The following is a 14,290-nucleotide window of genomic DNA, read 5'->3' on the forward strand; positions in this document are numbered from 1 at the left end:
AGTGGGTGATGTTTGCCTGCTTAAAGAATAAATAAATTCTATTATAGGGGGAGTAGTATGTTTAAGAAGAAAAATTTATTGGTGTTCTTACTAGCTGTACTGATGCTTTTTGTTTCAGCATGTTCGAATAGTTCCTCGGGCGGGGAACAACCTGCGAAAAATAATGATAAAGGTAATACTGAGGACAAAGCTGAAGCTAGTGGCAACCTAGTTATTTATACAGCCCGTGACCAAACGATTGTCGATAAAGTGGTTGATATGTTCAATGAAAAATACCCTGATGTTCAGGTTGATGTATTAACCATGGGAGCACAGCAAGTTCTTGAGCGTGTTCGTGGGGAAAAGGCGAATCCTCAAGCCGACTTTTGGTGGGGAGGAACACAATCTGCTTTTATGACAGCGGCCAATGAAGATTTGTTAGAACCGTTCAAACCAAGCTTTGACGCAAGTATTTTACCAGAACATAAGGATTCCGAAGGACGTTGGTATGGAGAAATGCTGCTGCCAGAAGTCATCATGTACAACTCTGACATGCTGAAGAAAAACGAAGCCCCACAGGATTGGGATGATCTTCTTGATTCGAAATGGAAAGACCAAATCATCATTCGTGGTGTATTAGCTTCAGGTACGATGAGAACCATCTACTCTGCTATGATCCATGAACAAGGTGCAGATAATCCTGAAGCAGGTTATGAGTGGCTTAAAAAGCTTGATGCCAATACAAAAGAATATGCGCAAGATCCAACAAACCTATACTTAAAGCTTGCTCGTCAAGAAGGTTCTATTTCTCTTTGGAATCTACAAGATATTCTAATTCAAAAAAATCAGCACAATCAACCATTTGATTTTGTGTATCCAGAAAGCGGTGCACCAATTCTAGTAGATGCTGTTGGTCTTGTTAAAGATGCGAAAAACCTGGAGAACGCAAAGTTATTCTATGAATTCTTGTTTGATCCAGAAACTCGTACAACATTAGCGGAAGATTTATACCAAATTCCTACACGTACAGACATCGACAAATCCACTATGCCAGATTGGTATCAAGAGCTTGATTTGAAGGCATTAGATCTTGATTGGGAAGTAATGGCTGAAAAAGAAGCTGAGTGGATGCAGCAATGGGATGAGAATATTAAGGGTAAAAATTAATAGATTACGATAAAAGGGGTGAAGGCGTTTATTCACCCTCTTTTACAAGGTCTGAAGGTAAGGAGTTACTTTCTTACCTTGTAAAAGAATTAGCCCTCATAAAGGCTTTTCTTTTTGGCTCATTTTTAAGAACAGCGAGGTGTTTGTGGTGAAAAGTGTAAGGCTTGACAACGTTAGTAAAATGTTTGGAACCGCCATTGGAGTAGAAAACGTTGATATCGATGTTAAACCTGGAGAGTTTTTTACCTTTTTAGGTCCATCGGGATGTGGAAAAACAACGACGTTACGGATGATTGCGGGATTCTATTATCCTTCAAAAGGGAAGATTCTTTTTGACAACAAGGATGTTACTACCCTGCAGCCTAACAAACGGAATATCGGAATGGTCTTTCAAAACTATGCCCTTTTTCCCCATATGACCGTCTTTGAAAATATTGCATTTGGGCTTGAAGTTCGTAAAATGTCAAAAGCAGTGATAAAAGAAAAGGTCGAACGTGCCCAAAAATTGGTTCATCTTGAAAAATATGGGACTCGTAAGATTAATGAGCTTTCAGGTGGTCAACAGCAGCGTGTTGCCTTAGCACGTGCTTTAGTCATTGAACCAGATATTCTTCTCCTTGATGAACCGTTGTCCAACTTAGATGCGAAATTGCGTGAGGAAACAAGACTTGAGATTAAAAGACTTCAAGTTGAATTAGGAGTGACGACCATTTATGTGACCCACGATCAGACAGAAGCGATGACGATGTCGGACCGAATTATGGTGATGAAGGAAGGGGTCGTTCAACAAATTGGAACGCCGCAAGAAATTTATAACCAGCCTATCAATCATTTTGTTGCCTCCTTTATTGGAGAATCGAACATCCTAGATGCTGAAGTGGTTGAAGTAAATGTTGATGCCGTCAAAGTGAAATTGGATGACAACATCTTCGTTCAAGGAAGTATGACACAATCAGCGAATGGGAAAAAGCTTTTCTCAGGTGAAAAAATTAAAGTTTCGATTCGTCCTGAAGCGGTATATGAAGGTAACGGTCCAAACCAGGTGACAGGCACCATTCAACTTGTGGAATTTACCGGGGTGAGTATCAATTATGTAGTTAAAGTAGGCTCTAACATCATGAAGGTCATGATTATCAATAAAGGAAATGAAATTCTTAAGCGCGGTGATTCTATTACCCTTCACGTACCTGAAAAAGGAATCTACTTAATCGGAGAATAGAGGTGAAAGAATGAGTGCGAATCAAACTACAGCCGTGCATGAAAACTGGTGGGCTCGGCTTACACGTTCAAAATATTTTGTATATGTGTTAATTTCACCACTTTTTTTAGTTCTTTTAGCGTATGTTATCTATCCGTTTTACCAAACCTTCCTTCAAAGTGTTGTAGGCGAGGAAGGAGCAACTCTCGAAAATTACCAACGCTTCTTTGGTTTAACAAGTACAGCCAACCTTGAAGCGCTGTGGACAAGTGTATATATTTCTGTCATCAGTGTCATTACCTGTGCGATTGTTGGTGTCACCATGGCGTTCTTAATGGAGCGATATGAGTTTCCAGCAAGAAAACTTCTATCTGTTTTAATTTTGGTACCGATGGCATTGCCGCCACTCGTAGGTGTGTTATCTTTTACCTTTCTCTATGGAGAGAGCGGAATTATCCCAAGGGCATTTCAGGTACTATTTGATCTTGAAAAAGTACCGTTTTCCTTAAAGGGGGTAATGGGTGTCATCGTCGTTCATACGTTTACCATGTACACGTACTTTTATCTAACCGCAGCAGCGGCGATTAAAGGTCTCGATCCTTCCTTAGAGGAAGCGGCAACAAGCCTTGGATCAGGAAGAATTCGTATTTTGTTGAAGGTTATCCTTCCTATGTTAACTCCGGCGTTAATTGCTTCTTCCTTACTTGTATTTATGATTTCAATGGCGTCATACACGGCTCCATTAATGTTTGGTGTGGAACGGACAATGACGATGCAAATCTATTTATCTCGCACCAACGGTAGTCTTGATATGGCAGCAACACAATCTACCATTCTTTCGATTGTTTCAATTTCCTTTTTAATTTTGATGAGATGGTACCAAGGACGACGGAATTATCAAAACCAAAGTAAGGGAATTAGTGTTCATCGCACCGAATTACGTTCCCAATTCGCGAAATACATGTCTATGCTTCTTTCATTTATAGGCGTCATTATTTTAATGCTTCCAATTCTCGTCCTTGTTTTGATTTCTTTTTCAGTAGACGGGGAATGGACGATTCAAGTAATCCCGACCGCTTATACTTTGCAGCACTATATTGATTTATTTACTGATGAACGAACGTGGCGTCCAATCTGGAACAGTTTACAGATGAGTTTTGTGGCAACCGCCGGAAATATCTTGTTTGGTGTTGCGGCTGCATATGCAATGGTACGTACTAAGTTTAAAGGTAAAGCCTTATTGGATATTTTAATCATGGTTCCATGGGCACTGCCTGGTACCGTTGTAGCCGTTAACTTGATTGCTGCCTTTAGCGAACCAAGTGTATTCAGCTTTAATCAAGTGCTAATCGGGACATTCTGGATTTTACCATTAGCGTATTTTGTACGCCATTTACCGCTTATTTTCCGGTCTACATCTGCTGCGTTAATGCAAATGGATGAATCCGTAGAGGAAGCGGCACGAAGCTTAGGTGCGAATTGGTGGTATACGTTTAGAAGAGTGGTTGTTCCAATGGCTTTCTCGGGTATTTTGGCAGGAACCTTGCTGGCTTTGGTTCAAGGGATAGGGGAATTCGTTGCCTCGATTTTAATTTATAGTACCTCTACTATGCCGTTATCTGTCGCGATATTTCAAAAAATGTATGCATTCCAATTTGGAACAGCCTGCGCCTACGGTGTGCTGCAAATCATTCTGATTATTACAGTACTTTTTGTTTCACAAAAAGTAACCGATGGAAAGGCAGGATCTGCCATTTAAGGAGGAGTTGCTTTTGAACGCATGCGATATTCATGGAAGAGACCTAAAAATGTTAGAGCAGGCACCCTTTGCTGTTGTTCCATTAGGGAGCTTTGAGTATCACGGTCCACATTCACCTTTAGGGACTGATATCGTGTTAGCAGATGGATTTGCGAACGTGATTGATCCTATCCTAGGTGGAGCACTGTTCCCAACTGTTCCTTATACAGCCTGTCCGGGAAAAACCAACAAATATAAAGGAACCATTTCGATTCGGCCAAGCATTATTCAAGAATACTTGATTGATATTACGATCGGGATTATTGAACAAGGCATTAAGAAAATACTTCTATTAAATGCCCATGATGGCAATATGGGTGTTTCTCGAACCGTAGCAGAATATGTAACGGGTAAGCATCCTGACGCAAGTTTCTTGTTAGTGAACTGGTGGCAAATGGTGGCCATCGAAGCTGCAGAAGAAATTGGTTTTGAAGGTACCAAAGGAAGAGGGCATGGCGGGCCATACGAAATGTCTGCTGTTAAAGCATTTCGTCCAGATTTGGTACATGTACGAGTAGGGGATGAAGAGTTTAAAGAGGTGCCGCAACTATCTTCCTACCCATATATCCTTGTGGAGGGAACTCCAAAAGCATGGGATGGTTATACAGGGCTTATTCAACAAATCTCCTCTAAAAAAGGGAAGAAAATTGTTGAACAAGCAAGTGCAAATATGAATGAATTAATCAAAAAATGGCTTGAATAATAAGCGTCAGAAGGGATGGACCAATTTGAAAACCTCACTTCGAGAGCAAGTCTTAAAAAAGGAAGGTACAACTTTTCCTTCTAAATCCTATACATCCATGGTACTTGAACCGGCCTATGATGAGGCAAAGCAACAATTCATTGACTCAATGATAGAAATTCATCACGCCCATTTAATCATGCTTGCAGAGCAAGGGCTTGTTGGAAAAGAGGAAGCAGAAAAAATTGCGAAAGCAGTTTCTAACTTAGATATAGAAGATGTTCAAAGAAGAAGCTATACCGGTGAATTCGAGGATTTATTTTTTGAAGTCGAACATTCTTTAATACTTGATGCAGGCGATATTGCAGGAAACCTTCATATCGCAAGAAGTCGAAATGATATGGGAATTGCCATTTATCGCATGACAATGAGGAAGAAACTATTAATCTTAATAGAAAAAGCGTTAACACTTCGCGAAGGGCTTATCGAATTGACCGACGAGCATAAAGAAACCGTGATGATTGGATATACGCATACTCAACAGGCGCAGCCTACCACATTAAGCCATTACTTAAATGCAATGACTGATATGCTTACACGTGATATCTATCGACTTCAAGCATCTTATAAAACGGTGAATCGCAGCAGTATGGGAGCAGCAGCATTAACAACTTCAGGTTTTCCGATTAATCGGGAACGTATGAAAGAACTTCTTGGGTTCGAGGACTTGATTGATAATGCCTGGGATGCGGTTGCAGGTGCTGATTATATAGCCGAGACAGCCACTGCTGTTCAGTTGTCCGCACTAAATTTAGGAAGATCGATGCAAGACTTCTTATTGTGGGGTACACAAGAGTATGGTGCATTTCTTCTTGCCGCACCATATGTCCAAATAAGTTCCATTATGCCGCAGAAACGAAATCCTGTTTCAATCGAGCATATGAGAGCTCTCTTATCTAGTGTCGCAGGAGATTGCCAGACCGTTTTACTGATGCTCCATAATACACCGTTTGGAGATATTGTTGACACGGAGGATGATATGCAGCCGTATATCTGGAAAGCGATGGAAAGACTCGGCGGCATTTACGATTTATTAATGTCTGTTTTACTCACGATGGAGGTCAATAAAGAAACCCTTTTAAAAAGAGCAAAAGATAGCTTTGCGAATGTGACTGAATTGGCCGATACTATTGTCCGAAAAGATCGTCTTTCATTCCGTCAGGCTCACCATGTGGTAAGTTCAACGGTTAAGGAATTAATGAAAAATGGAAAAATTTCATTAGAATCCTTAACATTGGAGCTTTTAAACGAGCAATCGAAAAAGGTTGTAGGGAAGGAATCTGTTTTAACTGAAGAAGAACTAAAACAATGCTTGAGTCCTGAATATTTTGTTCAAATACGGGATCTGCAAGGGGGACCAAGTCCAACTAGAATGGAAAAAACAATCCAAGTTCGATTAAAGGAACAGGAAGAATTGGCAAACTGGTTAATTGAAAGACAAAATCACCTTACCACATCAGCTTCAAAGGTTAAGGAGATTATTGCGAAATGGACTGGAGCACATGAATAAGGACGCTATCAAACTGCTCGCGGTTGATGGTGGCGGCACGAAAACATTGGCTGTCCTTGTGAATGAAGATGGAACCATCCTTGGCGAAGGAAAAGCAGGGGCTTCTAATTATCAAGTAGTAGGGGCAGAAGCTGCCAAAGAGGCCTTAGTAGAGGCGATTCTTGCTGCCTTTCACCATGCTGGTGGTTTGGTGGATGTGGAAAAAGCAGTATTTGCACTAGCTGGAATTGATACTACAAAGGACGAAAAAATTGTAGAAGGTGTCGTTCAACGAGCAGTTCATGCATTGTCAATCAAGATTGGAAGTTTAGTAGTAGAAAATGATTGTCTATCCGCCTTATTAGGTGCTACCCAACATAAAGCCGGCATCCTCTTAATCGCCGGAACAGGCTCCATTGTGTACGCTCACGATGGGAACAAACAAATTGTTCGCTCAGGCGGGTGGGGACACCGAGTCGGTGATGAAGGAAGCGGCTATTGGATTGGCAAACAGGCCATCCAGGCTGTCCTGAAAATGCAAGATGGACGTGGGGAAAAAACGCTTTTGTCTCAACTTGTGTTGGATAAATTTCGTTTCAGTAAAATTGAAGATTTATATAATTGGACATACAGTGATGCTTATTCTGTTGATGATGTGGGAGCCCTTGCTGCTGTAGTGGATGAGGCTTATCGATTAGGTGATGCCGTTAGTAAACGTATCTTAGATCATGCAGTGAATGAACTAATACTCCTCCTCAAAACTGCTATTGTAAAAGCTGGTATCCAAAATGACGGATTTGAATTAATTTTACAAGGCGGTGTTTTCCATCACAATGCTTATATAAAAGAACAAGTTTTAGAAAAAATTCAACAAATCACTCCAAACGTTAAAATTATAACGACTGCCGAAGAACCTATTTGCTACATTATTAAGCGTGGCTTGGAATTAAAATAGAAGGTTATTGCAACACGTCAGATGTGTGGATTGACACACATCTTTTTTATACAAGGATTTTATTACTTGATGTGGAATAATAGATAGGTATGTTTTAATTATGATCATAAGTGGTCAAAATGATTAATGGCATTATAGGTGTAGGAGGTTTTTAAATGGAAGAAGATCAGTATACATACCGTCCAGGTACGATACTTTCTGCGGATGTAACGGTTCACAATTCTGAGGCCGTGCGTGATTTTTATAAGAAAGTTATCGGTTGGGACCATAGTGATTACAAAAGAGGGGAATTTACAGACTATTTTATGACCACTTCCGATGGAGTGCCCGTGGCGGGTATTTGCGAAAGAGCAGGAAGTCTTGCTGAACTTCCACCAGTTTGGCTTGTTTATTTTGGGGTGAAGGATTTAAAAGCAAGTTTAGAAGAATGTCGTAATCTGGGCGGCAAAGTTCTCTCTGAGCCTAAAGGTGAAGGCCGTGGGAGTTATGCGATTATTGAATATCCGCTGGGAGCTATTTGTGCACTCAGCCAAATATGAATTGATTTAACAAAAAAGGAAAAAAGTATTGCATATCCTTAGAAATGGCAAGCCGAAGCCTTAACCATTGCAACAGATGGCTTAAGACTTTGGTTTTTCTATGTTCTAGACCGTGTACGGGCAATTCTTACTTTTTATAAGCTTTTAAATAATTTATAATTATCATATAATAGTATATAGTTAAACTATAATAATATAATAGACTTTGAAATAGTGTTAATTGATACAGAAAAGGTGTGTGTGAATTGGTTGCGCTTAACTTGGCGTTCCCCTGCATCTTTCTTCAAATTTTTAAAAGAAAAGGTTGGTAAAAATGAGCAACGGAGAAACTAAAACAGACGTCATATTAATTGGCGCCGGAATCATGAGTGCCACTTTAGGGACGATCTTAAAAGAATTAGTACCGGAATGGGAAATAAAAGTGTTTGAGAAGCTTGAAAACGCGGGAGAAGAAAGCTCTAACGAATGGAATAATGCAGGAACGGGGCATGCGGCACTGTGCGAGCTTAATTACACAACCGAAAGACCGGATGGATCTGTAGATATTAGTAAAGCGATAAGCATCAATGAACAGTTCCAGGTTTCCATGCAGTTTTGGTCTTACCTTGTTAACAGCGGCCTGATTCATAATCCGCAGGAATTTATCAGACAATTGCCTCATATGAGTTTGGTACAAGGGGAACAAAATGTAAGTTTTTTAAAGAGACGTTTTGAAGCGCTCACAAAAAATCCTCTTTTCCAAGGGATGGAGTTTTCTGAAGATCCGGAAAAACTGATGGAATGGATACCGCTTATTATGGAAGGCAGAAAATGGAATGAACCTATTGCTGCAACAAAAATTGACACGGGAACCGACGTCAACTTTGGTGCCTTAACGCGTATGTTGTTTAACCATTTAGAAAATAAAAATGTAGCTGTTAAGTACAATCATAGTGTTACTGACATTAAACGAAACAGCGATGGCTTATGGGAACTGAAGGTTCAAAATCAGTTTAGCGGAAATGTGAAACGTCACACTGCAAAATTCGTCTTCATCGGAGGCGGAGGCGGAAGCCTGCATTTACTGCAAAAATCCGGTATACCTGAGGGGAAAAATATTGGGGGTTTCCCGGTAAGCGGAATATTTATGGTATGTAACAATCCTTATGTTGTTGAGCAGCATCATGCGAAAGTATACGGAAAAGCGAAGGTTGGCGCTCCGCCAATGTCTGTTCCGCATCTTGACACAAGATTTATCGACAATAAGAAATCATTGTTATTTGGACCATTTGCCGGATTCTCACCAAAATTCCTAAAAACCGGTTCAATGCTGGACTTAGTAACCTCTGTAAAGCCGAATAATGTTTTAACGATGTTAGCGGCAGGTGCTAAAGAAATGCCTTTGACCAAATACCTGATCCAGCAAGTGTTGTTATCAAAAGAACAGCGTATGGAAGAGCTGCGTGAATTTATCCCGAGCGCTAAAAGTGAGGATTGGGATTTAGTAGTAGCGGGCCAGCGCGTACAAGTTATTAAAGATACTGAGGCCGGAAAAGGCACGCTTCAATTTGGTACAGAAGTCATTACTGCTGCTGATGGTTCGATCGCAGCATTACTAGGAGCTTCTCCAGGTGCTTCTACTGCCGTTCACGTTATGCTTCAGGTAATCAAAAAATGCTTCCCGGAATATATCAATGAGTGGGAACCGAAAATTAAGGAAATGATCCCTTCTTACGGTATGTCACTAATGAAAAATCCAGATCTGCTTCGCGAAGTACATTCATCGACTGAGCAGTCGCTCGGTCTAACTGAAAAAGAGCTGGCTTATAATTAGTTCATTAAATGCAGAAAACAGTAAGCAAAATAATCAAAGAGCAGAAGGTTTGCAAGTTTTTATTCACAACTTGTAAATTTTCTGCTTTTTTGCATTTTTTCCTTGCCTAATTTCGTCAAACTGTGTTCTAAGAAATAGTAGATACTGATATTAATAACTTATATAACGAGAGTAGGAGGCATAAGAATGAAAGCCATTGTCTACACAAAGTATGGTCCCCCTGATGTGCTTCAACTGAAAGAGATAGAAAAACCAATTCCTAAGGAAAATGAAATATTGGTAAAAGTAAAAGCGACAACTGTAACAGTAGCAGATATTCGGTCACGAAGTTTTACCGTGCCTCCTGTCTTTTGGCTGCCGGCCCGTATTACTCTAGGATTCAAACAACCGAAAAAAGAGATATTGGGGATGGAGTTAGCTGGAGAGGTTGAGTCAGTTGGGAAAGATGTCAAAAGATTTAAGGTAGGTGACCAGGTTTTTGCTGCCTCTTTAACGGGTTTTGGTGCTTATGCGGAATATAAGTGTCTGCCGGAAGATGGTCCTGTAACGTTTAAACCTTCCAATATCACGTACGAGGAAGCTGCTGCCATTCCAATTGGAGCACGCACAGCCTTATTTTTTCTTAGAAAAGCTAAGATTCAGAGAGGCCAAAATGTTCTGGTCTATGGTGCTTCAGGTAGTGTAGGAAGTTATACTGTACAGCTTGCCAAGTATCTTGGAGCAGAAGTTACAGGGGTCTGTAGTACATCGAATTTAGAGTTGGTAAAATCACTGGGCGCTGATTATGTAATAGATTACACGACAGAAGATTTTTCAAGTATAGACGAGGCGTATGATGTGATCTTTGAAGCGGTAAACAAGAGTTCCTTTACAGAATGTATGAAATTGTTAAAAAAGGATGGTACCTATATTAATGTTACTGAACCGCTGCCAAATGCTAGAATGCTATGGACTCAATTGACAACCGGCAAGAAATTACTATTAAGTCGAAATTCACCTGAAACGCCAGAAGCTCTAAACTTTCTAAAGGAACTTGTGGAGTCAGGGAAGTTAAAAGTGGTCATTGACCGAGCTTATGCGTTTGATGAAATTGTTGAAGCTCATCGATACGTTGAAAAGGGGCACAAAAAGGGAAATGTGGTGATAACGTGGTGAAGAAGTTAGCTTAAATTATGGCATGCTTTACTTCAATACGAAGTAGAGCTTTTTCTCCATCCAAAGTAAGAGAAGTTTTTTCCATTTTATGTTAATATAAGATTGCATTAGAGGTGGAGTTTAAAGAAAAAAGGAGATGATTTAGGTCTATTCTCCAGCGTCATCGTCGCCAGGATCTCCATGATCATCATCCATCTGTACATCGTTATCATCCTTAAAGAAATCATTTATTGTGTCTATAAATGACTTCTTTTGCTCATTTGGTTCATCTTCAAATGAATTGGAGCTGCTGCCTAAAAAAGTTTGGAGCGAGTAGATTTGGATAGCTTGTTTTTTATTTTTTATAAGTATAATAAGTAGAATAGAAAAGATTAATAGGATTAAAATTGCAAACAATAAAATTTTTAACATAACACACCCCTCAACTTGTCCTTTTTTATTGTATTTTTGTCATTACATAGGTATTCCGTTTTATTCAAATGAAGATGGAACCGATATTGTAAAAGGAGGCATTTCTTATGAAACCAACAGATAAATTCAGCGGGAAGGCAGAAGTGTATTCAAAATCTCGGCCAAGTTATCCAAATGAATATATCGATTATTTACTATCAGTAAATTCCTTGAATGAGACTAGCAGGGTTGCAGATATTGGTTCAGGGACAGGCATTCTAACCCGGCAGCTACTGGAAAGAGGAGTAAGCGTTTTAGCTGTGGAACCAAATGATGATATGAGAACAAAAGCGGAACAAGACTTACAACCATTTGAACATTTTATTTCTATTAAAGGTTCAGCAGAAGAAACTTCTTTACCGGACAAATGTATCGACCTGGTCATTGCAGCTCAGGCATTTCATTGGTTTGACCAGGATAAGTTCAAATTAGAATGTAAACGCATTTTGAAGCAGGACGCGAAGGTGGCACTAGTTTGGAATAGTAGAGATTTCAACAGCCCTCTAATAAAGGAAAATGCCGAGATCTTTAAAAAATATTGTCCGAATTTTTATGGGTTTAGCGGTGGAATTGGAGAGGGTGAAGAAGTATTTATTCCATTTTTTCGGAGTGGAGAATTTGAATTTAAAAGGTTTCCTAATGATTTAGTCATGGATTTTGAAGGATTCTTGGGCAGGAACCTCTCAGCGTCTTATTCACTAAAAAAGTCCGACAAGGAATATGAATTCTTTGTTGGTGCCATCACAAATCTTTTTTATAAATACAGCCATAATGGAAAAATCGTCATGCCGAATTATACCCGAAGTTATCTAGGTAACGTGTAAGGGTATAATAACTATCAATCCATAAAAAATATTTATGCAGAGTAATTCACGTATCTGAATTTGCTCTGCTTTTTTATTGAAAATAGAATAAAGATTCTTCTTTAATAAAATCATCAATTATAGACAGATTTTAACAAGTAGAATATTGTTTAGTTTATAATGTTATTATCGGCTGGGCAGCGATATTTCCAGTATTGCTTGGGTTAAACCAAAATACAAATAGAAGAGGATTTTTTAAATGAACAAACAGGGAAGCAGCTATAGATGGGTTGTTTTTAGTACCGTCTTATTGGCTTACTTTATCATAATAAGCCAAAGAACTGCTCCAGGACTTATAACTGACCAATTGATGAATGATTTTCATGTTTCCGCGGCTGTTATAGGTCTTATGAGTAGTTTTCAATTTTTTGCTTATGCAGGATTTCAAATTCCGGTCGGTTTATTATCAAACAGGTATGGTCCCAATCGATTTCTTATTTTGGGCACCATTCTTACTGGAATAGGCTGCATTATTTACAATTTTTCGCCAAATGAATATGTTTTGATTTTCTCCCGGTTTTTGGTTGGTATAGGAGATTCAATGATTTTTGTCAATCTAGTTATCATATTAAGCCAGTGGTTTAAAGCAAATGAATTTGTAAAATTATTGGGTGTGATCTCGCTCTTTTCAAGCCTAGGCTCATTAATGGCTACTGTTCCCTTTTCTGTGTGGATTTCATTCGCAGGTTGGAGAACACCTTTCCTCACAATAGGTATCATTTTAGTTTTATTATCTTATTTTCTATATACTGTCCTTGTCTTGAAACCTAAAAGAATCTTTAAAGATGATTTCGAATTGAATAAGAAAAGTGCCAAAAATCGAGAAAGTGTTTGGGTGATTCTGCGCCGAACGATTGCCGCACGTCAGGCTTGGGCAACGTTTCTATGTCACTTTGGGCTAGTTGGGGCGTATGTAGGATTTATCGGTTCATGGGGAGTACCGTATGGAATCCATGTACTGGATTTATCCCGTTCAGAAGCGAGTCAGCTAATGATGTATGGTCTTTTTGGAGCCATTCTTGGCGGCCCTTTGATTAGCTGGATTACAAGCAGACTAGGGGCTATGAAAAAAGTTTATACCTTTGTTCACATCATTACCTTTTTAAGTTGGGGAGGATTGGTTCTATCAGGTGTGAACCCTTCATTTATACTAGTAGTCATTTTATTTTTCATCATAGGTTTTGGAAATGGTGCAAGTGCATTGACATTTGCAGTGGTGCGGAAATCCTTTCCTATTGAAGAGGTAGGGGTTGTGACAGGATTCTCCAATATGGGTGGATTTATAAGTGCTGTTTTGTTACCGATTGTTTTCGGAAAGGTACTAGATTTCTTTCCTCAAGATTCTATCAATATTGGATATCATTATGGATTTATCATTCCTGTTCTGTTTTCTTTGATGGGAGTGGCAGGAGCCATTATGATCAAAGAGGAAAAAACGGAAGAAAAAATCGTTTTAAATGCTTTATAATGAATGACGTAATTCGTACTTCTCACAATGAAGAAAGGTACAAGGGGGATATGTTTATGAAAATTGTTGAGCTTCATAAGGGGAATGAATTTTTGGAGGAAGGTATTGAGGTATTTTGGAACGTTTGGGGAACTGAAGATAATTATAAGTTTTACGAGGATTGTATTCTTCATTCCGCTAAAACTTCAGAAGACCTTCCAAGATTCTATGTTGCAACAGAGAATGGAAATATTATTGGAACGTATGCCATCTTGAGAAATGATATTAATAGCCGTCAGGATTTATGCCCGTGGCTTGCGTGCCTATTCGTTGAAAAAGAATATCGGGGGCAAGAATTGGGCGCGAAGCTTCTGGAACACGGTTTGAGTGAGGCTGCTAAAAAAGGGTATAAGAAGCTTTATTTGACTACTGATTTGGAAAATTATTATGAAAAATATGGATGGAAACATAACGGAGTTGCCTATGGTCCAAGCGGCGGGCATTTAAAAATTTATGAAAAAAGTACTGGTATTTAAGCCATAAACAGTATGATAAAAGTAGACTCAGGCACCATACATCCGTATCTGCCGAAACGAATCGCGACGCGGTTGAATTCTATCGCAAATATGGTTTCAAGATAACGAGCTTAGGAGAAAAGTATCCTGGTGTCGAAAGATTTTTATGTGAATACTAGG

At 39.3% G+C, this 14,290-nt stretch carries 13 protein-coding genes and 1 pseudogene; 13 read left to right on the forward strand and 1 reads right to left on the reverse strand.

Annotated features, from left to right (window positions below; translation table 11 throughout):
• Nucleotides 1-57 precede the first annotated feature (57 nt).
• The 9 genes from ACIQAA_RS23240 to ACIQAA_RS23280 all read left to right on the forward strand — a co-directional run bounded on the left by ACIQAA_RS23240 (nt 58) and on the right by ACIQAA_RS23280 (nt 10,835).
• Nucleotides 58-1,146 (forward strand): extracellular solute-binding protein, encoded by a 1,089-nt coding sequence (locus tag ACIQAA_RS23240; RefSeq protein ID WP_402624270.1) that lies wholly within the window; start codon nt 58-60, stop codon nt 1,144-1,146.
• A 148-nt stretch (nt 1,147-1,294) separates the two neighbouring features.
• The gene (locus ACIQAA_RS23245; protein ID WP_402624272.1) at nt 1,295-2,365 is read left to right on the forward strand and encodes an ABC transporter ATP-binding protein; all 1,071 of its coding nucleotides are present in this window, start codon (nt 1,295-1,297) and stop codon (nt 2,363-2,365) included.
• Between the two features lie 10 nt (nt 2,366-2,375).
• Nucleotides 2,376-4,103, forward strand: a complete 1,728-nt coding sequence (locus tag ACIQAA_RS23250) for an ABC transporter permease (RefSeq protein WP_402624275.1) — start codon at nt 2,376-2,378, stop codon at nt 4,101-4,103.
• Between the two features lie 13 nt (nt 4,104-4,116).
• The gene (locus ACIQAA_RS23255; RefSeq protein WP_402624278.1) at nt 4,117-4,845 is read left to right on the forward strand and encodes a creatininase family protein; all 729 of its coding nucleotides are present in this window, start codon (nt 4,117-4,119) and stop codon (nt 4,843-4,845) included.
• 25 nt (nt 4,846-4,870) lie between these two features.
• The gene (gene argH, locus ACIQAA_RS23260; protein ID WP_402624280.1) at nt 4,871-6,394 is read left to right on the forward strand and encodes an argininosuccinate lyase; all 1,524 of its coding nucleotides are present in this window, start codon (nt 4,871-4,873) and stop codon (nt 6,392-6,394) included.
• Nucleotides 6,387-7,328 (forward strand): N-acetylglucosamine kinase, encoded by a 942-nt coding sequence (locus tag ACIQAA_RS23265; protein ID WP_402624283.1) that lies wholly within the window; start codon nt 6,387-6,389, stop codon nt 7,326-7,328. Before argH ends, ACIQAA_RS23265 begins: the two co-directional genes overlap by 8 nt.
• 155 nt (nt 7,329-7,483) lie before the next feature.
• Nucleotides 7,484-7,867 (forward strand): VOC family protein, encoded by a 384-nt coding sequence (locus ACIQAA_RS23270; RefSeq protein WP_402624286.1) that lies wholly within the window; start codon nt 7,484-7,486, stop codon nt 7,865-7,867.
• Between the two features lie 313 nt (nt 7,868-8,180).
• Nucleotides 8,181-9,680 (forward strand): malate:quinone oxidoreductase, encoded by a 1,500-nt coding sequence (locus ACIQAA_RS23275; protein WP_402624289.1) that lies wholly within the window; start codon nt 8,181-8,183, stop codon nt 9,678-9,680.
• Between the two features lie 186 nt (nt 9,681-9,866).
• Nucleotides 9,867-10,835: an NAD(P)-dependent alcohol dehydrogenase gene (locus ACIQAA_RS23280; RefSeq protein ID WP_402624291.1), complete on the forward strand. Its 969-nt coding sequence runs from the start codon at nt 9,867-9,869 to the stop codon at nt 10,833-10,835.
• A 147-nt stretch (nt 10,836-10,982) separates the two neighbouring features.
• On the opposite strand, the gene ACIQAA_RS23285 is transcribed toward ACIQAA_RS23280, so the two are convergent.
• Nucleotides 10,983-11,246, reverse strand: coding sequence for a hypothetical protein (locus tag ACIQAA_RS23285; protein WP_402624294.1), 264 nt, complete (start codon nt 11,244-11,246; stop codon nt 10,983-10,985).
• A 107-nt stretch (nt 11,247-11,353) separates the two neighbouring features.
• On the opposite strand from ACIQAA_RS23285, the gene ACIQAA_RS23290 reads away from it, so the two are divergent.
• From ACIQAA_RS23290 to ACIQAA_RS23305, 4 genes and pseudogenes are all read left to right on the forward strand, one after another.
• Nucleotides 11,354-12,109 (forward strand): class I SAM-dependent methyltransferase, encoded by a 756-nt coding sequence (locus ACIQAA_RS23290; RefSeq protein WP_402624297.1) that lies wholly within the window; start codon nt 11,354-11,356, stop codon nt 12,107-12,109.
• Nucleotides 12,110-12,347: 238 nt separating this feature from the next.
• Nucleotides 12,348-13,616: an MFS transporter gene (locus tag ACIQAA_RS23295; protein WP_402624299.1), complete on the forward strand. Its 1,269-nt coding sequence runs from the start codon at nt 12,348-12,350 to the stop codon at nt 13,614-13,616.
• Nucleotides 13,617-13,672: 56 nt separating this feature from the next.
• Nucleotides 13,673-14,131, forward strand: coding sequence for a GNAT family N-acetyltransferase (locus tag ACIQAA_RS23300; RefSeq protein ID WP_402624302.1), 459 nt, complete (start codon nt 13,673-13,675; stop codon nt 14,129-14,131).
• Nucleotides 14,132-14,169: 38 nt separating this feature from the next.
• A pseudogene (locus ACIQAA_RS23305) lies at nt 14,170-14,289 on the forward strand (GNAT family N-acetyltransferase); the annotation flags it as partial.
• Nucleotide 14,290: the final 1 nt, after the last annotated feature.

Source organism: Neobacillus sp. NPDC093182 (genome assembly GCF_044754045.1).

What these genes read in the sequence shown, in the direction of transcription:
- ACIQAA_RS23240 (WP_402624270.1), top strand. Translation starts at nt 58, where the DNA reads ATGTTTAAGAAGAAAAATTTATTGGTGTTCTTACTAGCTGTACTGATG.
- ACIQAA_RS23250 (WP_402624275.1), top strand. Translation starts at nt 2,376, where the DNA reads ATGAGTGCGAATCAAACTACAGCCGTGCATGAAAACTGGTGGGCTCGG.
- ACIQAA_RS23265 (WP_402624283.1), top strand. Translation starts at nt 6,387, where the DNA reads ATGAATAAGGACGCTATCAAACTGCTCGCGGTTGATGGTGGCGGCACG.
- ACIQAA_RS23270 (WP_402624286.1), top strand. Translation starts at nt 7,484, where the DNA reads ATGGAAGAAGATCAGTATACATACCGTCCAGGTACGATACTTTCTGCG.
- ACIQAA_RS23275 (WP_402624289.1), top strand. Translation starts at nt 8,181, where the DNA reads ATGAGCAACGGAGAAACTAAAACAGACGTCATATTAATTGGCGCCGGA.
- ACIQAA_RS23280 (WP_402624291.1), top strand. Translation starts at nt 9,867, where the DNA reads ATGAAAGCCATTGTCTACACAAAGTATGGTCCCCCTGATGTGCTTCAA.
- ACIQAA_RS23285 (WP_402624294.1), bottom strand. Translation starts at nt 11,246, where the DNA reads ATGTTAAAAATTTTATTGTTTGCAATTTTAATCCTATTAATCTTTTCT.
- ACIQAA_RS23290 (WP_402624297.1), top strand. Translation starts at nt 11,354, where the DNA reads ATGAAACCAACAGATAAATTCAGCGGGAAGGCAGAAGTGTATTCAAAA.
- ACIQAA_RS23295 (WP_402624299.1), top strand. Translation starts at nt 12,348, where the DNA reads ATGAACAAACAGGGAAGCAGCTATAGATGGGTTGTTTTTAGTACCGTC.
- ACIQAA_RS23300 (WP_402624302.1), top strand. Translation starts at nt 13,673, where the DNA reads ATGAAAATTGTTGAGCTTCATAAGGGGAATGAATTTTTGGAGGAAGGT.